This is a genomic window from Mesorhizobium sp. M0001 (assembly GCF_040324255.1).
Classification (GTDB): domain Bacteria; phylum Pseudomonadota; class Alphaproteobacteria; order Rhizobiales; family Rhizobiaceae; genus Mesorhizobium.
In genome coordinates this window covers 19,851-44,440 of record NZ_JAMYVS010000019.1, presented here as the reverse complement: position 1 = coordinate 44,440, position 24,590 = coordinate 19,851, and the positions used below count along the sequence as shown (strand labels likewise).

The 24,590-nt window shown below is 63.7% G+C and carries 20 protein-coding genes; 2 read left to right on the top strand and 18 right to left on the bottom strand.

All coding sequences use genetic code 11. The features are described from left to right. Positions 1-12: 12 nt before the first annotated feature. From NKK50_RS28995 to NKK50_RS28955, 9 genes are all read right to left on the bottom strand, one after another. On the bottom strand, positions 13-813 hold the full coding sequence (locus NKK50_RS28995; RefSeq protein ID WP_023825993.1) for a hypothetical protein: 801 nt from the start codon (positions 811-813) through the stop codon (positions 13-15). A 7-nt stretch (positions 814-820) separates the two neighbouring features. Continuing rightward, positions 821-2,800, bottom strand: coding sequence for an ABC transporter permease (locus NKK50_RS28990; RefSeq protein ID WP_023834836.1), 1,980 nt, complete (start codon positions 2,798-2,800; stop codon positions 821-823). Further along, positions 2,797-3,876, bottom strand: coding sequence for a quaternary amine ABC transporter ATP-binding protein (locus NKK50_RS28985; protein ID WP_023825995.1), 1,080 nt, complete (start codon positions 3,874-3,876; stop codon positions 2,797-2,799). Before NKK50_RS28985 ends, NKK50_RS28990 begins: the two co-directional genes overlap by 4 nt. A 70-nt stretch (positions 3,877-3,946) precedes the next feature. After that, the gene (locus NKK50_RS28980) at positions 3,947-4,921 is read right to left on the bottom strand and encodes an ABC transporter substrate-binding protein (RefSeq protein ID WP_023732157.1); all 975 of its coding nucleotides are present in this window, start codon (positions 4,919-4,921) and stop codon (positions 3,947-3,949) included. A 422-nt stretch (positions 4,922-5,343) separates the two neighbouring features. After that, on the bottom strand, positions 5,344-6,129 hold the full coding sequence (locus NKK50_RS28975; protein ID WP_023834835.1) for an SDR family oxidoreductase: 786 nt from the start codon (positions 6,127-6,129) through the stop codon (positions 5,344-5,346). A 9-nt stretch (positions 6,130-6,138) separates the two neighbouring features. Then, positions 6,139-6,903, bottom strand: coding sequence for an SDR family oxidoreductase (locus NKK50_RS28970; RefSeq protein ID WP_023752581.1), 765 nt, complete (start codon positions 6,901-6,903; stop codon positions 6,139-6,141). Between the two features lie 106 nt (positions 6,904-7,009). Next, positions 7,010-8,518, bottom strand: coding sequence for a sugar ABC transporter ATP-binding protein (locus tag NKK50_RS28965; RefSeq protein WP_023696615.1), 1,509 nt, complete (start codon positions 8,516-8,518; stop codon positions 7,010-7,012). 30 nt (positions 8,519-8,548) lie between these two features. Then, positions 8,549-9,487: a sugar ABC transporter substrate-binding protein gene (locus NKK50_RS28960; protein WP_023668529.1), complete on the bottom strand. Its 939-nt coding sequence runs from the start codon at positions 9,485-9,487 to the stop codon at positions 8,549-8,551. 129 nt (positions 9,488-9,616) lie between these two features. Further along, positions 9,617-10,600: an ABC transporter permease gene (locus tag NKK50_RS28955; protein ID WP_050587056.1), complete on the bottom strand. Its 984-nt coding sequence runs from the start codon at positions 10,598-10,600 to the stop codon at positions 9,617-9,619. A gap of 284 nt (positions 10,601-10,884) precedes the next feature. On the opposite strand from NKK50_RS28955, the gene NKK50_RS28950 reads away from it, so the two are divergent. Continuing rightward, positions 10,885-11,847 carry a sugar-binding transcriptional regulator gene (locus tag NKK50_RS28950; protein WP_023668527.1) on the top strand — a complete coding sequence of 321 codons (963 nt, stop codon included), beginning with the start codon at positions 10,885-10,887 and terminating at the stop codon, positions 11,845-11,847. Positions 11,848-11,864: 17 nt separating this feature from the next. Here NKK50_RS28950 and NKK50_RS28945 read toward each other — a convergent pair whose 3' ends face one another. The 8 genes from NKK50_RS28945 to NKK50_RS28910 form a co-directional block, all read right to left on the bottom strand. After that, complete coding sequence (locus NKK50_RS28945) at positions 11,865-12,458, bottom strand: hypothetical protein (RefSeq protein ID WP_023668526.1); 594 nt, start codon at positions 12,456-12,458, stop codon at positions 11,865-11,867. Positions 12,459-12,555: 97 nt separating this feature from the next. Then, positions 12,556-14,043, bottom strand: coding sequence for a xylulokinase (locus NKK50_RS28940; RefSeq protein ID WP_023692138.1), 1,488 nt, complete (start codon positions 14,041-14,043; stop codon positions 12,556-12,558). A 20-nt stretch (positions 14,044-14,063) separates the two neighbouring features. Further along, on the bottom strand, positions 14,064-15,386 hold the full coding sequence (locus NKK50_RS28935; RefSeq protein ID WP_023668524.1) for an NAD(P)H-dependent oxidoreductase: 1,323 nt from the start codon (positions 15,384-15,386) through the stop codon (positions 14,064-14,066). Positions 15,387-15,547: 161 nt separating this feature from the next. After that, positions 15,548-16,651 (bottom strand): mandelate racemase/muconate lactonizing enzyme family protein, encoded by a 1,104-nt coding sequence (locus NKK50_RS28930; RefSeq protein ID WP_352544252.1) that lies wholly within the window; start codon positions 16,649-16,651, stop codon positions 15,548-15,550. Positions 16,652-16,668: 17 nt separating this feature from the next. Continuing rightward, positions 16,669-17,376, bottom strand: a complete 708-nt coding sequence (locus NKK50_RS28925) for a GntR family transcriptional regulator (protein WP_023704855.1) — start codon at positions 17,374-17,376, stop codon at positions 16,669-16,671. Between the two features lie 179 nt (positions 17,377-17,555). Then, the gene (locus tag NKK50_RS28920; RefSeq protein ID WP_023687079.1) at positions 17,556-18,710 is read right to left on the bottom strand and encodes an efflux RND transporter periplasmic adaptor subunit; all 1,155 of its coding nucleotides are present in this window, start codon (positions 18,708-18,710) and stop codon (positions 17,556-17,558) included. A 14-nt stretch (positions 18,711-18,724) separates the two neighbouring features. After that, entirely contained in the window at positions 18,725-21,913 is a 3,189-nt protein-coding gene (locus tag NKK50_RS28915; protein ID WP_352544251.1) for an efflux RND transporter permease subunit, read from the bottom strand. Continuing rightward, positions 21,907-22,167 carry a hypothetical protein gene (locus NKK50_RS28910; protein ID WP_023668519.1) on the bottom strand — a complete coding sequence of 87 codons (261 nt, stop codon included), beginning with the start codon at positions 22,165-22,167 and terminating at the stop codon, positions 21,907-21,909. Before NKK50_RS28910 ends, NKK50_RS28915 begins: the two co-directional genes overlap by 7 nt. Positions 22,168-22,409: 242 nt before the next feature. Here NKK50_RS28910 and NKK50_RS28905 point away from each other — a divergent pair, with 242 nt between their 5' ends. After that, positions 22,410-22,991 carry a TetR/AcrR family transcriptional regulator gene (locus NKK50_RS28905; protein WP_023668517.1) on the top strand — a complete coding sequence of 194 codons (582 nt, stop codon included), beginning with the start codon at positions 22,410-22,412 and terminating at the stop codon, positions 22,989-22,991. A gap of 440 nt (positions 22,992-23,431) precedes the next feature. Here NKK50_RS28905 and NKK50_RS28900 read toward each other — a convergent pair whose 3' ends face one another. Further along, positions 23,432-24,454, bottom strand: a complete 1,023-nt coding sequence (locus NKK50_RS28900) for a LacI family DNA-binding transcriptional regulator (protein WP_352544250.1) — start codon at positions 24,452-24,454, stop codon at positions 23,432-23,434. Between the last annotated feature and the right edge of the window lie 136 nt (positions 24,455-24,590).

The window sequence follows — 24,590 nt, the reverse complement described above, 5'->3', positions numbered from 1 at the left end:
ATGATCATCACTTCAATCCAGCGGATAGTCGGGAGGCGCCTCCGTCTCGGTCACTTTGGCGGTTAGTATCTCGCAGTCATTGGCCCAGTCGGGGCCATCGCCGCGCATGGCCATCATGTCGGCCATCAGCAGGAACTGCATGGTTCTGAGCGCCCAGTCGGTCGGCTCTTGCGGCCAGGCGAAGATTCCGGCGGCGTCGCCACCGAACTTCACGTCGTGGCAGACAAAACCGACCTCGACCTTCCAGGATCGCAGCGTCAAGCCTGGCGGCGGGTAGGGCGGGTCGGGAAGCTCGAAGTAATTGGCGACCATGAGCTTCGTCGGCTCCGCCGGCTCGATCCCCTTGGCTTTGAAGGCGGCAATGGCGTCGTCGCCAAAGCGCTCGAGGAGGCCGTCTCGCGTCAGCCTGTAGATCGAGCGAAAGAAGCCGCCCGCCCAGACGGATTCGTTGTTGCCGTTGGAGATCAGCAGCGAGGCGCGGAAGCGGCGCAGCCTGGGCGCCAGCGCCTGCCAGTTGCACTCGGCTGGCGTCGCCGGCGTCGCAATGAAATCGTCGAGTAGATCGCTGCCGCGCACTCCGGCGTTCAGCACCGAACAGTCTTCGCCATAGAGCTGCCAGAGCTGGCGAAGCTCAGCAGTGGCGATGCCGGGCTTGCGCAACTCCTCCACCGAGGCGCGAACCCGCGCAATGGCGTAGGACGTCGCCGCCTCCAGCGTCTCAAACCCCGAAACTACGTGCTCCCCGTCCGGCTCGCCGGTCTTGGCCATGTCGAAGACGAGTACGGCAAAAGGCGGTTCGCCGGGATTGGACATTCAACAATTATCCTAGTCTTGCCCGCGCCTTCGCCGTCCAGGCATTGAACAGCCGGTCTGCGACGATGCCGATGAAAGCGATGGCGAGACCCGCGACAATGCCGCGTCCGGAATCGGCCTTGGACAGCGCGATGAAGACTTCCTGGCCGAGGTCGCGTGTGCCGACCATGGCGCAGATGATGATCATCGCCAGCGCCATCAGGATCGTCTGGTTGACGCCCAGCATGATTTCGGGAAGCGCCAGTGGCAATTGTACCCGAAAGAAGGTCTGGCGCGGCGTGCAGCCGGAAACCTTCGCCGCCTCGATCAGCGCCGGTGGCACTTGCCGGATGCCGTGATTGGTGTAGCGGATCGCCGGCACCACGGCGAAGGCGACCGTGGCGATCATGGCGGTGACGTCGCCGACCCGGAACAGCATCACCACAGGAATGATGAAGCAGAAGGACGGCAGCACCTGCAGCGTGTCGATGATGGGCGTGACGATCTTTTCGAAGCGGTCGCTGCGCGCGGCCATCAGGCCAATCGGGATGCCGATCAGGCAAGCGATGAAGGCCGAGATGCCGCAGAGATAAACCGTCGCCATGGTCTTTTCCCACAGGCCGGTGACGGCGCAGAAGGCGGTCAGCGCGGCGACGAAGGCGGCGAGACGCAGGCCACCGAACTGGTAGCCGGCGAGGCCGAGCAGGGCCACCGCGCCGAGCCACGGAAAGCCTTCGCAGAAGGCGCGCAGCGGGTTCAGTACATTGAGGATGAGCGCCACGCGAAACGCTTCGATCACGTCGAAGAAGTTGATCGTCACCCAGCTCACCGCCGCCTTCCACAGTGGCGCAGTGGTGAAGGTGATCGCCTTCGGCACCGCCGCGAAGGCCGGTACGAACAGGCCGAGCAGCGTCGTCACGACCAGGATGGCGATGGCCTGCGACAGATTGGGATAGCGCCGCCAAACGCTCTGGTTCGCCTGCCGTTGAACGTGGCCTTTTGCCTGCTTATGCGCGATCGCCTGGCTGAGCCGGTCGAGCGCGATGGCGAGCGCCACAATGGCGAGCCCGGCTTCCATCGCTTCGCCGACCTTCAGCGCACGCAGCGCCAGCAGCACGTCGTAGCCGAGGCCGCCGGCGCCGATCATCGAGGCGATGATCACCATGTTCAGCGCCAGCATGATCACCTGGTTGACGCCGATCATCAGTGTCGGCCGCGCCGACGGCAGCAGCACGCGCCACAATTTCTGCCGCGCCGTGCAGCCGGCCATCTCTGAGAAATCGTCGATCTCTGACGGCACCCGCGACAGGCCGAGCATCGTCGCCCGCACCATCGGCGGCGTGGCGAAGATGGCGGTGGCGATCATCGCCGAGACCGGGCTGTTGCCGAACAGGAGCAGCATCGGGATGAGATAGGCGAAGGTCGGGATGGTCTGCATCAAATCGAGGGCAGGTGAGATGATCAGCCGCTCGGCCCATGGCTTGCGCCACGCCCAGATGCCGGCGAACAGGCCGGTGACGATGCAGAACGGCACCGCGATGGAAATCAGTGCCAGTGTCAGCATGGCGCTGGTCCATTGGCCGAACAGCGCGGTGTAGAGGAAGCAGCCGCCGACCAGCATGCCGAGTTTTCTACCGCCCACGGCGTGCCCGGCGATGAAGGCGGCTACGCAGACGCCGATCCAGGACAGGCGCGGCAGGAAATAGGCATCGGCGCCGTGACCAATCTTGAAATTCTTGGCCAGCAGGTCGAGCGCGAAATCGAGGGGAACGCCGAGCACCGCGGTGATCGAGCGGGTCAGCCAGGACAAGTTCGGCTTGATCCAGCGCATCAGCGCACTGACCCAGTCGGCGACGGGAACGACCGCATCGGCCGGATAGTTGACGGCCCAGGGCAGTCTGTCCTGCAGCAGAAACACCACCAGCACGGCGGCCAGCGCCAGCGCCCAGACCAGCAGCCAGCGCTGAACCGGTGGCCTCGTTTGGCTGGCGCTTGCCGTCACCGTCATGCGCCGGCTCTCGTATGCTCGATACCGGCCAGCAACTCGATCACCGATTGCGGCGTCACCTCGCCGATCGGCCTGCCGCTGCCGTTGACCACGGCGAAGGGCTTACCCGACGCGACAATGCTGGCCGAGAAGCTGGCGATCTTGGCGTCGGGCAAAACCGTGCCGCCGTGCTCGGCGCCATCGCAGGCACGCATCAGGCTGCGCGCCGAAATCACCTTGGCGCGGTCGACATCGCGGGTGAATTCGGCGACATAGTCGGTCGCCGGGTTGACAACCAGCTGTTCCGGCGTGCCGGTCTGGATGACCTCTCCATCCTTCATGATGGCGATGCGGTCGGCAAGCCTTATCGCCTCGTCGAAATCATGGGTGATGAAGACGATGGTCTTGTGCAGCATGGTCTGCAGCCGCATCAGTTCGTCCTGCATCTCGCGGCGGATCAGCGGGTCGAGCGCCGAGAACGGCTCGTCGAGGAACCAGATCTCCGGCTTGGTCGCGAGGCTGCGGGCAATGCCGACGCGCTGCTGCTGGCCGCCGGAGAGTTCGCGCGGATAGAAATGCTCGCGGCCGCGTAAGCCCACGAGATCGATCACCTCCCGCGCTCTCGTTTCGCGCGTCGGTCGGTCCTGGCCCTGGATACTCAGGGGAAAGGCAATGTTGTCGAGCACGTTAAGATGCGGCAGCAGCGCAAAATTCTGGAACACCATACCCATGCGATGACGCCGCAGTTCGATCAGCGCCGCATCGGAAATCTTGAGCAGGTCGTTGCCTTCGAATTCGACCTTGCCGTGGGTCGGCTCGACCAGCCGCGACATGCAGCGCACCAGCGTCGACTTGCCGGAGCCGGACAGCCCCATGATGATGAAGATCTCGCCCTGGCGTATTTCGAGATCGACGGCGCGCACCGCACCCACCAGTCCGGCGGCAGCGACATCGTCGATGCTGGCCTTGCCGTTACGCTCGCGGATGAAGCTGGCCGCGTTCGATCCGAACAGTTTCCAGACATTACGGCAGGCAAGCTTTATCGGCCGCGCATCCTCCGGCGTGCCAGCCGCCTGCGGTTCAGTCGCTTCCGTCATCCAATGGTCCTTCTGGAAAATGGAGATAAGACCCGGCCGCCAGGGCCGGGTCTGGCTTCCAGTCAGGCGATCACTGCGCCCAGGCTTTCCAGTCGGCTTCATGAGCGGCGATCCAGGCGGCCGCGACGTCTTCCGGCGTCTTGCCGCCGAGGTCGATCTCGCCGCTCATCTTGTTGAGCTCATCGGTGTCGATCGTGTAGGCCTTGGCCACCTTGTAGGCGACCGGCCATTTGTCCTTCATGCCGGACCAGGAGTATTTCCAGATCTCGCCATGCGGCTTGCCGCAATCGTATTTGGCATCCGGGTTGGTGCCCCATTTCGGATCGGTGTAGCATTCGGGCGTATACTCCGGGAATTCAACCCACTCGCCCTTGTACTTGGCCGGCGCCCAGTGCGGCGAATAGATCCACAGCATGATCGGCGCCTTGCGCTGATAGGCCGAGTCCAGTTCGGCGAACATCGCCGCGTCGGTGCCGGCATGGATGACGGTGAAGGGCAGCTTCAGCGCCTCGACGCGCTCGTCGTCAAAACCCTCCCAGGTTACCGGGCCGCCGAGATAGCGGCCCTTCGGCGCCGTCTCCGCTGTCGAGAACGCCTCGGCGCATTTCGGGTCCTTCAGCGCTTCCCAATTGGGCAGGCCGGGGCATTTCTCCTTCATATATTCGGGAAACCACCATTCCTCCTTGGCCTTCGGCCCGAGCTTGCCCAGCCGCTCGGTCTGGCCGGTGGCGTCTGAAGCCTTCATCGCCTCGCCGGCCGTCGTGTCCCAGAACTCCAGGCCGACATCGAGGTCGCCATTGGTGAGACCGGTGGTCAGGCTGGAGAGGTAGTCGGCGGTCGGATATTCGACGGTATAGCCGAGCTTTTCGAGGATACCGCCAAGGATCTTGGCGTTGAGGTTGACGCTGGTCCAGTCGAACAGCGCGATCTTGATCGGGTCGTTGGATTCAGGTGCTGCTGCGTGGACCGGTGATGTAAGCGCACTTGCGGTGGCAAGCGCCAAGGCTCCCATTGATAGGTTCGAAATCACACTGCGAAATGACATGCTTGTTCTCCTGTCAAACCATGTGGAAATTTCTTGATCGTTCCCTTCTTGCGTCTTTTCTTGATTGTGTTGGAAAGGCGGGTCGTTACGCAAGCTCGTTCGCACCAAGCCAGTGCCGCGGCCGCAACTTGCGCAGGCGAAATGGTTGCTCGACTTGGTGTTTATGTGATGCCGGGCGGGCCCGCGTCATGGCATCGGATGGATTGCTGCGTGAGCAATCGTCAACAGATCGATCGCCGCTCCAGCGGCGCTCTCAGACGTGCGAGCCATCAAGGTCCCATGATCTCGGCCGGCGAGCCCCGTCCTCGCCAAGGCCGTTCATGGGATGAAATTATATATACCAACGTTCATGCGGCGCAACGGCTGATGCCCTGTGCACTGCGGAATTTCAGACTGGTCGATTGCCAACCGCCAGAGCTGATTCACGACATGATCAGGCCGCCATCGACATTGATGGTTTGGCCGGTGATGTAGGTGGCGTCGTCGCTGGCGAGAAAGCTGACCAGGCCGGACACGTCCTCGCCGCTGCCGGCGCGGCCCATCGGGATGTTCTTCACCCATTCGGCCATCAGCTCGCCGGGCTTGTAGTCACCCATCAGCTTGCCCCAGGCGGCGTCGTTGTAAGCCCACATGTCAGTGTCGATAATGCCGGGGCAAATCGCGTTGACGGTGATCTTTTCCTTGGCTACTTCCTTGGCCAGGCTCTGGGTGATGCCGACGACGCCGAACTTCGACGCCGCATAGTGCGGCGTGTAGATGAAACCCTGCCGCGCCTGGCCCGACGCCGTGTTGATCAGCCGGCCGCCATCGCCATGCTTGCGGATGCGGGCGATCGCTTCCTGACAGCACAGGAACACGCCCTTGGTGTTGACGGCCATCACCTTGTCCCACTCGGCCTCGGTCATCGCCTCGATCCGGGCGATGGTGATGACGCCGGCATTCTGCACCGAAATGTCGACACGGCCGAATTCCTTCTCGGCGAGATCGTAAAGCGCTGTAACCTCATCCTTCCTGGTCACGTCCATGCGCATCGACGCGACCTTGGCGCCCGCTGCTTTCAGGCCGGCGGCGACGTCCTCGACGCGGGCATCGATGGCGCTGACCACGATCGCGGCACCTTCCTCGGCGAAGCGCTTCGCCATCGCCGCGCCGATGCCACCGCTCGCGCCGGTGATGACCGCAGTCTTGCCTTCAAAACGCTTCTGCATCTTTTCTCCTTACCAGCAGACAAAACCGCCATCGACGATCAGGTCGATGCCGGTGACGTAACTCGCGGCGCGGCTGGCCAGGAACACGGTCGGGCCGACCATCTCTTCCGGCGTCGCCATGCGCCCCATGGGCGTGTCGCGTTCGAAGATCTTGATCTGTTCGGCGACCTCCGGCCGCTTGTTCATCGGCGTCAGCGTGTAGCCTGGGCTCACCACATTGACGCGCAGGCCGCGATCGGCCCATTCCATGGCGAGGCTTTTCGACATGTGGATGACCGCCGCCTTCGACGAATTGTAATGCGCCTGGGTCAGGCCGCGATTGACGATCGAACCCGACATGGAGGCGATGTTGATGATCGAGCCCTTGCGCCGCGTCAGCATGGCGCGCGCCTCGGCCTGGCAGGACAGGAACACGCCGCTGACATTCACGTCGTAGATATTCTGCCATTTTTCCAGCGGCAGCGTCTCGGCCGGCTCGGCCCCGGCGATGCCGGCATTGTTGACGGCGATGGTCAACGCGCCGAGTTCGTTCTCGGTGCGCTCGATCGCTGACGCGAGATCGGCCTCCGACGTCACCGTTCCGGTCAGCACCAGCGCCTTGCGGCCAAGTGCCGAAATCTTGTGCGCCGTCTCGTCCAGCCCGCCCTTGGAGGTGTGGCCGAAACAGGCTATGTCGGCGCCGGCTTCGGCGAGCCCGATGGCAATGGCCTGGCCAATGCCGCTGCCGGCGCCTGTTACCAGCGCTACGTCGCCGCTGAGATCGAATAGTTTCATGTTGTTCCCCCTCCTGAAATGAAGGGGCGCCAGTTTTTGCTGGCGCCCCGCGCGGTCCGGTCCTTGGGAGGATACCACCTGCTGCGCTTTGTTCCGACTCCTGTCCTCAGCTCGTGGCGAGTTCCATCACCGCGACATTGCTGGCCTCGCTGCGGCCGAGAATGCCGCGCTGGCGGCCGCGGCTCAGCACCAGCACCCGGTGCGACAGACCCAGCACCTCCTCGAGGTCGGAGCTCACCACCACCACCGCCATGCCGGAACGGGCGAGGTCGGCGATGACGTCGTAGATCGCTGCGCGCGCACCGACATCGATACCGCGCGTCGGCTCATCGAGGATGAACACCTTCGGCGGGCGTGACACCCATTTGGCGATGATCACCTTCTGCTGGTTGCCGCCGGAAAGCTTGCTGACCGCCTGGCCAGGTTTGCCCTTGACCCCGAGCCTTGCGATGCCGGCTTCGGCGAATTTCTGCACCGCTTTCGGAAACACCCAGCCCTTCGGCGCGACATGGTCGAAATTGCCGAACGCCAAATTCTCGCCGATGGTCTGGTCGAGCACGACGCCTTGCGCCTTGCGGTCTTCCGGCACCAGCACGACGCCGGCCTTGATGGCTGCCGCCGGCCCGCTGAGATGCACCGGTTTGCCGGCAACGCGCACCGAGCCCGACGAGATCGGATCGGCGCCGGCGATCGCCCGCACCAGTTCGGTGCGGCCGGCGCCGATCAACCCGGCAATGCCGAGGATCTCGCCTGCTTTGACCGAGAAGGAAACGTTGTTGAAACTTTTCTCCGGCGAAGACAGGTTGTCGACCTCGAGCAGCGTCTCCTCGCGCGGTGGCGACAGATGCGGGAACATCCGCTCGACCGAGCGGCCGACCATCTGCTCCACCACTGTGCGCACGGGAATATCGGCGCGTTCGTGGCGGGCGACGATGCGTCCGTCGCGCATCACAACCACGCGGTCGGCAATCTGCGCGATCTCGTCGAGACGATGGCTGATGTAGATGAAGGACATGCCCTCCGCCTTGAGCTTGCGGATCTGCTGGAACAAAAGCTCCGTTTCCTCGCCGCCAAGCGCTGCGGTCGGTTCGTCGAAGATCAGCAATTCGGCATTGAGCGTCAACGCCTTGGCGATCTCGACCTGTTGCTGGGCGGCGATGCGCAGCGTGCCCACCTTGCGCTCGGGCGAGACGTCGAGGCCAAGCCGCTTCAACTGCGCCGAGGCCTTGGCGTTCATCGCTGCGCGGTCGATGCGGCCGCCGCGCATCGGCAGGCGCCCGACATAGACGTTCTCCGCCACCGACAGATCCGGCAGCAGCTTCAGTTCCTGATGGATCATGCCCACACCGGCATCGATGGCGGCGGCGGGCGAGGCGGGGGAATAGGGCTTCCCCCGCCAGATGATGGTGCCCGCGTCGGGCCGGGTCGAGCCGGCGATGATATTGGACACCGTCGACTTGCCGGCGCCGTTTTCGCCGAGCAGCGCCACAACCTCGCCCGGCCGCACCTCGAAGCTCGCATCGGCCAGGACCTGGACCGGTCCGTAGCTCTTGCAGAGGCCGTTGACGAAAAGCCCGTTGTGCGGGCTTTCGCTGTGGCGAGGATCAGGAGACATCGTGGCGCTCTCTCTAAGCGGTGCCGCAGGTTACGGGTGCTTGGCGATGAACTGCTCGACATTGTCCTTGGTGGTCAGCGTCGCATCCTGCAGCTGCTCGGCCGGAACGCTTTCGCCGGCCACCAGCTTGATCGCCGCATCAACGGCGAGCCGGCCCATGCCTTGCGTCTGCTGCGTCGCGGTGACGTCGAACACGCCGTCCTTCAGCGCCTTGAGTGCGGCCACGTCGCCATCGAAGCCGGCAACCCAGACCTTGTGGCCGGGATTGGCGACCTTGACCGCCTGTGCCGCGCCCAGCGCCAGCGCATCGGCCTGGCCGATGACGATGGAGACATCGGGATGCGACTGCAGCAGGTCCTGCGTCAGCTTGAAGCCTTCGTCCTGGTGCCAGCCTTCGCTCCACAATTCGCCGACCACCTTGATATCGGGATAGGCCTTGAGCGCTTCGCCGCAGCCCTTCGAGCGATCGACTTCCGGCGTGGTGCCCTTCTGGCCGTGGATGATGATCAGTTCGCCTTTGCCGCCGGCCTGCTTGGCGATGTAGTCGCACACCGCCTGCGCCGAGGCGACACTGTTGGTGGCGATGAAGGTGTCGCCGGGCGCGCCGTCGGCGTTGCGGTCGACATTGACGACCGGGATGCCGGCAGCCTTGGCGGTCTTGGTCGGCACGGTGGCGGCTGTGGCGCCGGCCGGAATGTAGATCAGCGCGTCGATGTTCTGCGTGATCAGATCCTGGACCTGGCTGACCTGGGTCGCTGAATCGCCCTTGGCGTCGACGGTGACGATCTCGATGCCCTTCTCCTTGCCGTAGGCTTCGACCGACTGCTTGATCTGGTTGAAGAAGTCGGCCTGCAAATTGGCCACGGCGAGGCCGAGTTTCTTGGCCTCCTTGGCCGAGGCCATGTCGGTCAGCCCGAGCATAGGAATGATGGCGGCAGCGGCGAGCAGCAGTGAACGTTTGGTCAGCATGTTTTTCCTCCGTTGATAGTCAAACTGTCCCGCCAGCGCATCGCGCCCCTTGGAACATCCCAGTTTCGGATCGACCGATCCGTCTATCGCCCGGACGCTCCGGGCGAATTCTCAATTGTGCCCCGTTCTCTATCGCGCCCTGCGCCGCCAGGTATCGCTGGCGACCGCCAGCGCGATCACCACGCCGATCACCACCTGCTGGATGAAGGGCGAGACGCCGAGCAGATTGAGCCCGTTGCGCAGCACGCCGATGATGAGCACGCCGACCGCGGTGCCGCCGATCGAGCCGACGCCGCCCGACAGGCTGGCGCCGCCGATCACCACCGCCGCGATGGTGTCGAGCTCATAGCCGAGGCCGGAACTCGGCTGCACCGAATCCAGCCGCGCGGCAAGCACAATGCCGGCAAGACCCGCAAGCACGCCGCAGATGGCGTAGACCCAGTTGGTCAGCGACTTCACCGGAATGCCGGAGAGCCGCGCCACCTCGGCGCTGCCGCCGATGGCGTAAAGGCTGCGGCCGGTGGCGCGGTAGTTGAGGAAGATGGCGAAGACGATCGCCAGCACCATCATCACCCCGACTGTGACCGACAGGAAGCCGAAATGGCGGATGATCGACAGGCTGGTGAACCAGTCGGGAAAGCCGACGATCTGCGAACCGTCGGTGATCATGTTGGCAAGGCCGCGCGCCACCGACATCATCGCCAGCGTCGCGATGAACGGCGGCAGCCGGGTGACGGTCACCAGCAGGCCGGACACCAGTCCGCAAAGGCCGGCGACGACCAGTGCTGCAACGACGCCGGCGGCAAGGCCGAGATTGAGATAGTCGGGGTGGGCGACGAAGCCCATCACCATGGCGGCCAGCGCCAGCACCGAGCCGACCGAGAGATCGATGCCGCCGATCAGGATCACCAGCGTCATGCCGATTGCCATGATGCCGAGCACGGTGATCTGGTCGAGTACGTTGAGGATGTTGCGCATGGTGAGGAACGTGTCGGTGGTCAACGTCAACGCCAGGCAAAGCAGCAGCAGCCCGATCAGCGGCCCCATGGTTCCGGCAAACAGCGCCGAAAGCTTCGCGGCCGTCGCACCTTGAGTGCCGGGCGCGGCTTTCAACTCGCCAGCCTTCGACTCGCTTGCATCATTACTCACGGCCACTTCGTCTCCTCCGTCAGCGAAACGGCGATGGCCTGCCGTCCGCTCTTGTTCACCAGGCACCTCCCTGTGAACAATTTATCTTTGATATGCAATTTTGTTCAGCTAAACTGTTCATTAGAAAATTGTCAAGAGCCGTTGCGCCATTCGGCGGTGGTTTGCGCCACCGGGCGGTTTGTCCTAGGGAAGGCCAGGGGGTGGCGCTTGCGGAAAGATTTCCGAAATTTGCCGCGGGAGGGCAAAAGATGGCGACCGTCGAAAACGAGAAGGCCTCGCGCTTCCCCGATGCCGAGCTCAAGGCCCGGGCCGCCTGGCATTACTATGTCGAAGGTCTGACGCAAGAGCGCATTTCCGAGATCCTCGGCGTCGGCCGCATCAAGGTGCACCGCATTCTCTCCGCTGCGCGAGAGGAGGGCATCGTGCAGTTCCGCATTCGCGACAGTGTCGTCGAATGCGTGCAGCTCGAGGAGAGCCTGAAGCAGCGTTTCGGGCTCAGCCAGGCGGTCGTGGTGCCATCAGCCGCTGATCGCAGCAACGCGCCGCTGATGATCGGCCACGCGGCTGCCGCCTATCTCGCCGACAATGTGAATGCCGGCGACGTCATTGCGCTGGGCTGGGGCCGCACGCTGAAATTCGCCATCAACGAATTGCCGAGGCGGCCGATCGCCAGGACGACGGTCGTCTCGATGCTCGGCGGCCTCACCCACGCGCAGCCGCTCAACCCGACCGAAAGCGCCTGGGAGTTCGCCGAAAAGATCGGCGCTGAATGTTTCCTGCTGCCGGTGCCGGTCTATGCCGACAAGCCGGAACAGCGCGATGCCTTCATGAGCCAGCGCAGCGTCCAGGATGTCGTCTTCCGCGCGCGCCGCGCCAACATCGCCGTGCTCAGCGTCGGCTCGTTTTCCAAGGACAGCCCGATCGCCAATTACGGCTTCATCAAGCCGAGCGAACTTGAGGAACTGCAGGCCGCCGGCGCGGTCGGAGACCTCTTGTGCCATTTCATCGACGCCGAGGGCCACCCGGTCGACCATGAGGTCAACCGCCGCGTCTGCGCCTATCCGCTGCAGGATTTGTCCGATATTCCGAGCATCATCCTGGTTTCAGGTGGTCAGGAGAAGGTCGCTGTGATGCGCGCGGCGCTGGCCAACACCAGGATTTCGGTGCTGATCACCGATGAGGATGCGGCCAAAGGCCTGCTCAATCGTTGAGCGCTGTCCGGCGTCGGTCAGAATTCGCAGGGCTCCGGACGACTGTCGTCCGACCAGTCGGCCAGTGCGATCGGCACGAATTTTCCCGCGACCGGTTTGCCGTCGTCCAGGTCCTTTGAGGCAACGCCTCTGCCGGTGAGAAAATTGATGTCGCAACCGCCCAGCGTCGTCTCGACCGAGCCGTCGGCTTTCTGAACATTCCAGTCCCAGTCGCGACTGTAGCCGGCGACAAGGAATTTACCGCCGCGCCAGACGATGGTCAGCGTTGTATCCCATGATTTGTTGGCGCCGCAGCCGAAGCACGAGGTGACGACAAGCGATCCCTTGCCCTTGCTTTCGAGCCCGAGAATACGGTCCTGCGTCAGCGCCTTTTTGACAAAGTCAGGCTTGCGCGAAGGATCGAGCTTTCCTTCGCCGGCAGCCAGATAGATCGAGAGATCCGCCAGCCCGGTGTCGGAATCCGCCGCGATCGCGGCCCGATCCATCCTGCCGTCATTGTCCATGTCGAGCGTGACCTCGAAGGGCGGCTCGTCCTGCGCACGCGCCGTCATCGGAGCTGCCGCAAGCGCGACAATCCAGGGCAGGGCGGCAAGGTGAAATACTGCTTTCATGAGCCCGATGAGTCTAGCATTGGCCGGGCAGGACGCAAAATCGGCAAGCTGGGCAGGTTGGGCATGGGAGCCTCACGCAGGCAAGCTGCGCTTGAACTCAGATCGCACCGAGCCGCGCGTGGATGTCGCGTGTCGCGTGATAGAGGTCGCGGTAGATCGCCTTGCGCGCCCGGTAAGCCGGCACCAGCGTCATATCCGGATCGACACGCCTGGCCGGCGCCGCCGCCATTGCCTTGGCGGCGTCTTCCGCCGAGGCGAACCAGCCGATCGCCGAAGCAGCCAGCATGGCCGCGCCAAGGGCCGCCGCCTCGTTGACCGGCGACACGAACAGCGGCCGCTCCAGCACGCTGGCCATGATCTTCATCAGCAGCGCCGAATTGGTGCCGCCGCCGGCGGAAATCATCTCTCCCGACTTGCCGCCGCTTTCGGCCTCCATCGCCTCGCTGGCGATGGCCTGCTCCAAAGCGATGCCTTCCAGCGTGGCGCGGAAGAGATGCCTGGGCTCATGGTCGAGCGACAGGCCAACAACGGCGCCGCGCGCCGCGCCATCCCAATAGGGGCTCATGACGCCGGCCCAATAGGGCATGACCAAAAGACCGTCGCCGCCGGCCGCAACATCGACCGCACCCTTCTCCAGTTCTGCCGCGGAAGACGCGCCGGTGGTGCGCACGATCCAGTCGACCAGTTGCATGCCCGAGCGCAGCACGGTTTCCAGCATGAAGCCGGAGCCGGTCGGCGAGACCAGCGTGCGAAACGCATCCGAAGTGGTGACCGTGCCGGAATAGCAGCCGCTGACGACGCCGGAGCCGAGCGAGAGATAGCTCCTGCCGGCACCATAGACGCCCATGCCGAGACCCATGGCCTGGCCATCGCCGGCGCCGGCGACAATTGGCGTGCCCGCTTTGAGGCCAGTCAGCTGGGCAATGCTTTCGGCAAGGCCGCCGCAGATTTCGCCTGGGCCGATCAGCGCCGGCAACTGCCGTGGCTGCAACCCTGCAGCCGAGACAAGCTCAGGGTGCCATTCGCCTGTCGTGACATCGAGCAAGCCGAGCGGGTCGGCACTTGCCGTGCTGGTTACCAGCCGTGCGGTCAGCCGGTGAACGAAGAAGCCATGAACATCGACCAGGGCGGCGGCGTTGGCCAGCACCTGCGGCTGGTGTTCCGCCAGCCAGGCGATGGCATAGAGCGCCGGCGTCGGATCCGGCGGCTTGCCGCTCCAGTCGCGGATCGTCTCGCGGCCAAGCTCGGCCGACAGCCTGGCGACTTGAGGCCGGGCGCGCTCGTCAAGCCACAGGATCGCCGGGATGAGCGGCGTGCCGGCCTGATCGATCAGGGTGAAGGTCTCGCGCTGATGGGCTATGGCAATTGCCGCCACGCGCGCGGCGCCGACCTTGTCGGCAACCTGCTTCAGCGCACTGATAAGGGCTGCCCACCAATGTTCGGCATCCTGCTCGAAATGGCCGGGCTTAGGATTGGCCAGCGGATAGGCCTCGCGCGCCTGGAACAGCTCCGCGCCGTCGCCGGTGAAGGCGATCGCCTTCACCGCCGTCGTCGAGGCATCGATCCCGATAACGACATCGTCCATCACAGGGAGATCCCGAAGGTTCAGGCGGCGTTGGTCACAAACTGTCCATCCGACTGGTCTAGACGGCGGCGGATCTGCGTTATCACCATCGAATCGTCGGGTACACAATTTTCATAGGTAAGGAAGTCGCCGGTCTTGACCGGCTTGACCACCTTGGCGCGTTCGGCAATCCCGAGCGGCAGCGCGCCCTTGGCGCGGGCGTCCTCCCAGGTCATGGCGAAGCCGCGATAGTCGTTCTCGCCGATCATGCCGAGCGATTGGCCCGCGCCGAGATCGCTCTTGGCCACCGCCACCGCTTCGGCGACCGGATGGTCGAGGGGCTCCATGTCGGCGCGTTTGTAGACAACGGCGCGCGCCGCCGACAGTGGCACTTCAAGGCTTGTCAGGTGATAGGGACGGTAGATCGTGAAATAGGGGCCCTTGCCGACCTTGAGGTCGACCATGCGCTCCAGCACGCGCGGATGCCTCGTTTCGATGATGCAGAACACGCCGGGCGCCACGCCCTTGCCGATAGAATAGTCCACCACGCCCTTGCGGTGCAGCACGCCGCCATCCTCGCGCGGGCAAAGCACGCTGGCCAGTTCCTCCAGCGTCGCCGTCGGGCCGTGCATGCCCGGCACGTCGGGCACCAGCCCGGTGGCGTTGGCGATAGCCACCATCTCGATCGCCGTCTTGGAACCGTCGACGAACTCGACCAGCATGCGCGCATTCATGTTGCGCTCGGCCGCTTCCTTCTCGTAGTCGGCGGGCATGGCGTCGATCTTGAGCGGGTTGTTTTTGCCCTTGCCGGCGGCGATGATGTTGAAGCCGAGGCTCTTGGCGAAGCCGATGATCTCCAGCGTGCAGGCGGGTTCGTCGCCGGCCGCACCGGTGTAGACCACGCCGGCCTTGCGCGCTTCCTCCTTGAGGAAGCGGCCGATCGTAATGTCCGCCTCGACATTGAGCATAACGATGTGCTTGCCGTTCTTCATCACTTCGAGCGCAAACAGCGTGCCGATGTTGGGATTGCCTGTCGCGTCGATGATGACATCAATGCGGCCGGCCGCGGCCAGCGCATGCAGATCTTCGGTGACAGCGATCTTGCCGGCCTCGATGGCGCGGTCGATGGCAGAGGCGTTCGCAGCCTGGACGATGTCGGAGCGGTCATGGCCGGCGAGCAGTGCGGCATCGATCGCCGCTTGCGGCCGCACCTCGGAAATGGCACCGATCCGCATGCCCGGCATCAGCGCCACCTGGACGACGATGTCGGTGCCCATCTGCCCGGCGCCGGCGAGTCCGATGGTGATGGGCCCTTGGGCTTCAGCGCGCTGCAGAAGTTCCGCTGCAAATTGCGGATGGGCCATATCGCTTCCTCCAGTCATGACGCGCCGCAGCGTCAAATCATCATTTTGAACATTCCTATTTCCATTTGAAAAATATTTCAACCCGCAAATCGGAGAATGGCTGCAGGACCAAATCTCCCACGGAGGATTCGTGGGGTGACAGCTTCATGCTGCGCTTGATCTCAGCCGATCTCTAGGAAAGGCTTGCCGAGCAGGTCGGGCACGACATCGATGCCGAGGCCGGGCCCGTCGGGAATGCCCATGTGGCTGCCGGTGACCGGTGGGGCGTTGGAGGCCGTGCGCACCGTCACCCACTCATGGAAGGCGATGGCGTGCAGCCGGCGTTCTTCCGGCGTCGACAGCGACAGATGCGCCATCGCCGCCGTGTCGATCTCGGCGCCGCCCGTATCCTCGACGGTGATCATGAAACCGAGATCGACGGCGACGTCGCGGATTTGCCTTGTCGTGGTTACGCCGCCAAGCCGCGAGATCTTCAGCGTCAGCCCGTCGGCGGCGCCCAGGCGATGGATTTCCAGCATCGCCTCGAGCGAGATGACGCTCTCGTCCAGCACCATCGGCTTGTCGAGCATGCGGCGCACCGACATGTTCTCCTCGATCGTCGTGCAGGGCTGCTCGAACGTGTAGTCGATGCCGCGCGTTGCATCGGCGAACTGCCGCGCCTGGTAGGGTGTCCAGCCGGCATTGGCGTCGCAGAAAATCACCGTGCCTTTCGGCACGGCCGAAGCGACTGCGCTCACCCGCTCGATGTCTTCATGCACATTGCCGCCGACCTTGACCTGCAGCCGGCGGCAGCCCTGGGCGATGATCCTTTTGGCCAGTGCCGCCATCTGGTCGAGCGTGCCGTGGGTGACGACGCGGTAGGTCTCCGCCATGTCGCTCTCGCGGCCGCCAAGCATGGTCACCAGCGGCACGTCGGCGGCCCGGGCCGCCAGATCCCAGCAGGCCATGTCGAGCGCCGACTTGATGTAGGGATGGCCCTTGAACACCGTATCCATCAATCGGCCGATGCCGGCGAGGCCACGCGGGTCCTGGCCGATCAGGTGCGGCGCGATCTCGACCACGCCCGCGCGCGTTCCCGCCGGAAAGGCGGCCGAATAGAAATTGCCGAGCGGCGCCATCTCGCCCCAGCCGGTTACGCCGCTGTCGGAGGTGATGGCGACGATCACCGCATCGAAGCAGTCTGCAACCCGCCCCTTGGACATGCGGTAGGGCCCGTCCACGAAGGGCTGCACGACGCGATAGGCCTTGATGGTTTTGATCTGCACTTGTCTGTCCGTTGTCTCTAGGCGTTGAGGAGGGTCAGCCCTTCGATGTTCCGCTGATCGAGGCCACGCGCATAGGCAAGCAGTTCTTCGAAATCGAGGTCGATATGCTCGCGCGCATGGCGCTGGGCAGCGCGCATGTCGGCGCCCTTCAAGAGCCGCACATAGGTTTCGTGGAGATCTTCGGCCGGCACCGGCTCGTTGCGGGCCCGCTGGTGCAGGGCAAAGTACATCTGCAGCCGGCTGGTCAGCCGCTGCCAGGTTTCCAGCAGCACCGAATTGTCGGCCCATTCATAGATCAGCCCGTGCAATTGCAGTGCGGTCTCGATCTGGCGGGTGGTGTCGCGCGCGCGCGTTGCCTGCTTCACCGCTTCGTGGCGGCGGTCGAGTTCATCGAAGAAGCGCTGGTCGCGCAGCTTCCATGTCCGCTCGATGGCGAATTCATCGAGCACCTTGTTCAGCGAGTAGGCGTCGTCAATGTCCTTGGCGGTGACATCGATGACGAAGGTGCCGGCATAGGGGATGCTGGTCAGGATGCCTTCCTGCACCAGCTCGCGCATAGCTTCGCGCAAAGGCGCGCGGCTGACCCGCATCTGCTCAGCGATCCTCAGCTCGCTCAGCTTTTGGCCGGGTTCCAGCTGGCCGATCAGGATCGCCCGCCGCAACAGCGCAACGATCTCGGCTCGGCGTGTCGTATCCGCGATCGGATTGAAGTCCAGCTTGGCCATTCCGTCACTCCAGTGAGAGCCGGAAACAGACAAGCAGATTGTCGACAATCCTACAATATGTCTGTTCCGGATTCTTGTGCCTTGCGGTTACTCCAAAAACGGCGTGCGGCGCTCCATAAAAAACGGCGCCCTCGGCGTGGAAGCCGAAGGCGCCGCAGGACCGGGGCTGATGGGGGTTATCAGCTGGCCGGTTTCTCCTGGGGCAATGGCGAGATCGGCATTCCTGGTCCGATCTTCTGCAGATTGCCGGTTATCACCTGGTCGCCTTCGGCAACGCCGCTGAGCACCGCCACAAGGTCGCCGCTGGTCGCGCCGAGCGAGACGATGCGCTGGTCGACCGTGTTGCCCTTGCCGACGACATAGACATATTTGCCGAGCTGGCTCGAACCCAGCGCCACCTGCGGCACCATCAGCGCGTCGGGCAGCTGCTTGATGTGCAGCCGCACCCGGACATACTGGCCCGGCAGCAGCGAGAACTTCGCATTGCCGATGGTGGCGCGCGCCGTAATCGTGCCGGTCGAGTGGTCGACCGTGTTGTCGATGAAGGTGAGTTCGCCCTTCTGGCTGGCTTCGGTCTCGCCGGGCAGCAGCACCTCGACCTCGATCGGGCCGGCGGCCCGGGCCTGTTCGATTTCGGCCAGATCCGTCTCGCTCGGATTGAAGGTGACGTAGATCGGGTCGAGCTGCACCAGCGTGTTCAGCACCGTGCCGGCGACGCTGACCAGCGTGCCGACCGAAGCCTGGTTGCGGCCGACGCGGCCGGCAAACGGAGCGTGGATTTCGGCGTAGCTCAAATTAAGCTCGGCCGTCCGCACCGCCGCCTGGTTGACGGCAAGCGACGCTTCGGCCTGACGCAAGGTGCTCGTGCGCTGGTCGAACCCATCCTTGGCCAGATAACCGCTCTTGGCGAGTTCGGAGCCGCGGCCGAGATTGGAGCGCGCATAGTCGAGGCTCGCCTGGTCGCGCTGCACTTCGGCCTTGGCCTGGTCGAGAGCCGCCTTGAAGTCGTCAGGCGAGATCTTGTAGAGCAGATCACCCTGGCGCACATCCGCGCCGTCCTCAGCCGTCTGCTCCTGCAGATAACCGGGCACGCGGGCCTGCAAGGTGACGCTGCGGATCGCCTCGATGCGGGCGGCGTAGTCGAGATAGATCGGGATCGTCTTCTTGACCACGCTCGTCACCGGCACCGGCATGACGAATGCCGCAGGTGCTGCCGTCGCTGCCGCCGTGCCGGCATTGAGGCTGAGATTGCCCATGTCGAGGAAGTGGACGCTTGCCACCGAGATCGCTCCCAGGGCGACGGCCGTTCCCAAAGCTATTTTCCATTTACGCATTTTGGTCTCCAATTCTATTCGGCTGCTTCGGCCAGGCGCATCGGCGCTGGTTCGGCAGTCGGTTCATTATTGTCCTGGTCATGAGCAGCGTTGCGTTCGCTGCGCACGCGGCGTTCGCGCAGCTGTTCGATGACCGCGTAGAAGACCGGCACGAAGACCAGCGACAGGATGGTCGCCGCGACCATGCCGCCAAACACGGTGGTGCCGATCGACTGCCGGCTTGCCGCACCCGCACCCGTCGCAAACATCAGCGGCAGCACGCCGAGGATGAAGGCGAAGGCCGTCATCAGGATCGGCCGCAGCCTCAGCCGCGCGGCTTCCATCGCCGCGTCGACAATGCTCAGTCCCTCCTCGCGCCGCCGCCTTGCAAACTCGACGATCAGGATCGCGTTCTTGGCGGCGAGGCCGATCAGCATGACGAAGCCGATCTGTGAGTAGACGTCGATCTGCATGCCGCGCAAGAACAGGGCTGCGAAGGCGCCGAACAGGGCCAGTGGCACCGCCAGCAGCACCATGAACGGCATCGCCCAGCTCTCATACTGCATCGCCAGGATCAGGAAGACGAAGACGATGGCGAGGCCGAAGACGACCGACGCGATCGATCCTGCCTTGAGCTCCTGGAAGGTGATGCCGGTCCATTCGAATCCGAAATCCCTCGGCAAAGCGGTGGCAGCGGCCCGTTCCATCGCGGCAACCGCCTGGCCCGACGAGAAGCCGGGGGCAGCGCCGCCATTGATCGTGGCCGAGGCGTTGTTGTTGTAGTGCGGCACGGTTTCCGGGCCGACGAACGGCACCAGTTTGCCCAGTGTGCTCAGCGGCACCATGCCGCCGGAGGCGTTGCGCACATAGAGTCGCGAAAGGTCGCCTGCGTCGGCACGTGCATCCTTGTCGGCCTGGATGGTCACCCGGAAGGTGCGGCCGAACAGATTGAAGTCGTTGACGTAGAGCGAGCCGAGATAGATCTGCAGCGTGTTGAAGACGTCGGGCAGGTTGAGGCCGAGCAGTTTGGCCTTGCTGCGGTCGAGGTCGTAGTTGAACTGCGGCGTCGAGGTCGAGAACGGCGAGAACAGCTGCTGCGGATTGATTTCCGGCTGCTTGCGCGCCTCGGTGATCACGGCTTGCGTCGCGTCGTTGAGAGCTGAACTGCCGCGCCCGGTGAGATCCTCGACGACGAATTCGAAGCCGCCCGTGGTGCCGATACCCGGGATCGAAGGCGGATCGAAGGACAGCGCGAAGGCTTCCGGAATCTGCATCAGCTTGCCGCGCACGTCGGCTACGAGCTTGGACGCGCTCTGGTCCGGGCCGCGCTCTTCCCATGGCTTCAGGATGGCGAACTCGACCGCCGAGTTCGATTGCGCCGCACTGGTAAGGAAGTTCAGGCCGCTGATCGAACCGACAATTTCTACGCCGGGTGTTGCCTGCAATATGTCGCGCGCTTTCTGCGCCACCGCATCAGTGCGTTCCAGCGAGGCGCCGTCGGGCAACTGGATGACGACGAAGAAGTAACCCTGGTCCTCGACCGGAAGGAAGGTCGAGGGCAACTTCTGCCAGACGAAGTATGTGGCGACCAGGCCGGCCGCGAACAGACCGAGCATGATCCAGCGCAGCCGGATGAGGATTCGTACGCCATGGGCATAGGCATGCGACAGCCTGTCGAAACCCGTGTTGAACCAGCGGAACGGGGCGAACTGCGTCTCCCCGCGATGGCGCAGGAAGGCGGCGCTCAGCGCGGGGCTGAGCGTCAGCGAGTTGAAGGCGGATATGCCGACCGAAATCGCCACCGTCAGCGCGAACTGATTGTAGAGCTTGCCGGAGACGCCGGGAATGAAGGCGACGGGCACGAAGACGGCCATCAGCACTGCGGTGGTGGCGATGATCGGTCCGGTGACCTCGGCCATCGCGGCCTTGGTCGCCGCCAGCGGTTTGAGGCCCGCCTCCAATTGTCGCTCGACATTTTCGACCACCACGATGGCGTCGTCGACGACGAGGCCGATGGCCAGCACCATGCCGAGCAGGGAGAGCATGTTGAGCGAGAAGCCCATCATTTCCATGACGACCATCGTCGCCACCAGCGACACCGGAATGGCGATGGTCGGGATGATCGTCGTGCGCCAGCTCTGCAGGAAGATGAACACCACGGCCACGACCAGCACCAGCGCTTCGCCAAGCGTGATCAGCACGTCATGCATCGATGCCGACACGAAGCGCGTGGTGTCGTAGTGCATGGCGTAGGAGACGCCCTTGGGGAAACGGGCCGACAGTTCCTGCATCTTGTCCTTGACGTGCTGCTGCAGATCGAGCGCGTTGGAACCGGGCATCTGGTAGACGGCCAGCACCACCGTCGGGTCCTTGCCAAAGAAGGCCGACGACGAATATTGCAGCGCGCCGAGCTCGATGCGGGCGACGTCGCGCAGCCGCACCAGCGAGCCGGTGCCGGTGTTGGCGCGCACGACGATGTCGCCGAACTCCTTGGGGTCGCTCAGGCGGCCGACGGCGTTGACCTGCATCTCGAAGGCGGTGCCGGCGGGCGCCGGCGACTGGCCGATCTTGCCGGCCGCCACCTGGACGTTCTGTTCCGAGATGGCATTCTGGACGTCGACCGCGGTGATGCCAAGATTGGCGAGCTTGTCCGGGTCGAGCCAGACGCGCATCGAGTAGCGGCGCTCGCCGAATATCTGGACGTCGCCGACGCCAGGCAGCCGCTTCAGCGGATCGACGACCTGCAGATAGGCGAGGTTGCTCAGCGCCACCGGATCGACCGAACTGTCGGGCGAGGTCAGGTTGACGATGAGGACGAAATTCGGGTTCTGCTTCTTGATCGTCACGCCGCCCTGGTTGACGATCGCCGGCAGCGAGGAGGCCGCTTGCGAGACGCGGTTCTGAACGTCGACGGCAGCGGTGCTCAAGGAATAGCCGACATCGAAGGTGATGGTGATGGTCGAGGAGCCGTCATTGGAGCTCGACGACGACATGTAAGTCATGCCTTCGACGCCGTTGATCTGCTGTTCCAGCGGCGTCGTCACCGTATCGGCGACCACTTGCGCGCTGGCGCCCGGATAATGCGCGCTGACCACGACCTGCGGCGGCGTGATGTCGGGAAACTGCGAAACCGGCAAAAGGAAATAACAAATCGTCCCGGCGAGCACCATGATGATGGCGATGGCCGAGGCGAAGATCGGACGATGGATGAAATAATTTACCACGACACGCAAACCTCTTTAGAAGAACCGGCCTCTTTAAAAGAATGGGCAGACCGGGACAGCCGCCTGCTGCGCACCGAACCCGGGTCCTGCAAAAAATACGAAGACGGCGCCGCGCCGCTGAGGCCCTGCTCATCGGCAACGGTCCTCAGCATCGCTTCGAAGGCGCGCGGGTTGACGCGGTCCGCTTTCATCACCAGCCGGATCATCGGATCCCGGATGGCTTCATCGATGGTCAAATCCTTGCGCTGCGACATTGGAGCGTCTCCATTCCAGCGGCCCGCATCGGATGATCGCGAACCGGTTTTCATCTCTTCACCGGCCGGAGCCGCATGACCTGCAATTTTCACCCTTTGTGATCTGGCAGGACCAGTTCACGGCCTTGTTATTGACGGAAGGCTACATAGGTGTTACCAGTAAGTAACATTCGGATAGTTACAGACCGGTAACACCCTAGTCAAGAGGTGAACCGAATTTTTAGGGAGACAAGGAGACTGCGATGGCAGACGGCATTACGGATCGCGTGCGTCCCCGGGATCGAATCCTGGAGACGGCGCAGGACATGTTTCACAAGCATGGCATCAAGGGCGTCGGTGTCGACGCCATCACGGAAGCCGCCGGCACCAACAAGATGACGCTCTACCGTCATTTTGAGTCGAAGGACGAACTGATCGTCCAATGCCTGCGCGCGTCGGCGGCTAAAGGCGCCGCGATGTGGGACCAATTCGAGGCTGAGCATCCCGGCGACAAGCTCGCCCAGTTGCATGCCTGGATTCGCATGGCCGCTGCTTGCCTGGCGGCTGACGGTCGCGGCTGCGACATGGCCAATGCCGCCGCCGAATTGACCGAGCCGGACCATCCCGCCAGGAGCGTGATCAAGGAGCTCAAGAGCGCTCAGCGCGATCGCCTCGTTGCGCTGTGCCGGGATGCGGGCATCGGTCAGGCCGAGCTTCTGGCCGATACGCTGTCGCTGCTGTTCGAAGGGGCGCGCGTCAGCGTGCAGACCATGGGCTGCCAGGGCCCCAGCACGCAGTTCGTGCGCATGGCTGAAGGCCTGATCAGCTCTTTCAGGGCGCGCTGAATTCCAGCTCACCGAGTTTGCAAGGCCCCCTCATCCGGCCGCTTCGCGGCTAGCTCCTCCCCGAGGGGAGAAGAGGCTGGCGCCGGCGCTGATGATCTCCTTTCGCTTTGGCGAGAGGTCGGATTGCAGCGAATTGCTCTTTGCAACTCGGTCTCGGCAATCCGGGTGAGGGGCTTTGGATATGCCAAGTTTCATTTGGGAATGAAAAAAGCCCGCTGCCGGGAGGAGGTGGCAGCGGGCTCGATTTCGAACGAGATGCGGGAGGAGGTGCACCGCGCTCAGCGTCGGCATCGCATCTGGGAGGAGTAGATGGCCGACACCCAGATGAGTAAGGGTTGCCCAATGATTCGGCAACAATGAAAGTTGCATGGCTGCTGTGCAGATTTGCGGCATCTACCCCGACTTGTCGTACAAATCGGAGAAACCGCCACGGCGCGACGTCACTGCACCGGCACGTTTTCCTTGAAGATCAGCCGTGGCTCGATGAACTTCTTCGTCAGGTATGGCGCGGCGGATGCGATCGAGCCAAGCAGGCGGATCACAGATTGCTCCGCGATCAGCCGCGCATTCTGGTCGATGACGACATCGGCGAGGTCGTCGACGAGATAGCCGCGCGTTTCCTTGGTCAGGTCGTGGCAGATGAAGACCGGCTTCTTCTTTGGCTTGGCCTCGAGCAGCGCTCTCGCCACACCTGAGCGCCCGGCGCCGACGCAATAGATGCCGAGCAGTTCCGGCTCGTTGTGCAGCGCCTGCATCGTTGCTGTGTAGCTGCCTTCGGGTTCGTCATTGATCTCGACCGCACTCGAGACGGTGAGATTGGGGAATTCCTCTGTCAGTACCGACCGAAAACCCATTTCGCGCTCCTCGTGCCCGCGATAGGAACGCGAGCCGACGACCATCGCCAGATGACCCTGGCGGCCGTTGAGGAAGCGCCCCATCAACAGCGCCGCCGTGCGTCCGGCAACCCGGTTGTCGATGCCGACATAGGCCGAACGCGGGGCGGCTGGAACGTCGGAGACCAGCGTGACAAGGCGGATGCCGGCCTCGACCACGTCACGCAATATGTTGCGGGTTCGCGGATGATCGACGGCAATGACGCCGACGCCATTGGCCTTCAGCGACAGATTTTCAACCGCCGCCTGCAGCGCTGCCGGTGAGATGCCGCCGAGATTGTGGATCCGGCACGAGGCGACCAGCGGCAGGCGCCCCGCATAGTCCTCGATGTGCCCGGCGAGGTCGATCATGAAACCATTGGCGCCGATCGGCAGGAAGAATTCAAGATGCGCCGGCCGCGACGGCAGCGTCACCTGATCGACCACCGGCAAATAGCCGAGCTGCTTGGCCGCCTCCATCACCCGTTGGCGGTTGGCGGCGCTCGCGCCGGCCCGGTTGTTCAGAACCCGGTCGACGGTCGCGGCCGACAGGCCGCAGCTCCTGGCTATGTCGGCAACGGTGGCTTTCATGGCTGTAGTCATAGAGCATGATCCCGAAAAGTGGGAACCGGTTTTCTCGGACAAACGGGAACCGTTTTGTCAAAACGTCATGCTCTACAACGAGTTAGAGCGGATGCGTTTCCGTGCCAGACGGCGCGAAGACGGT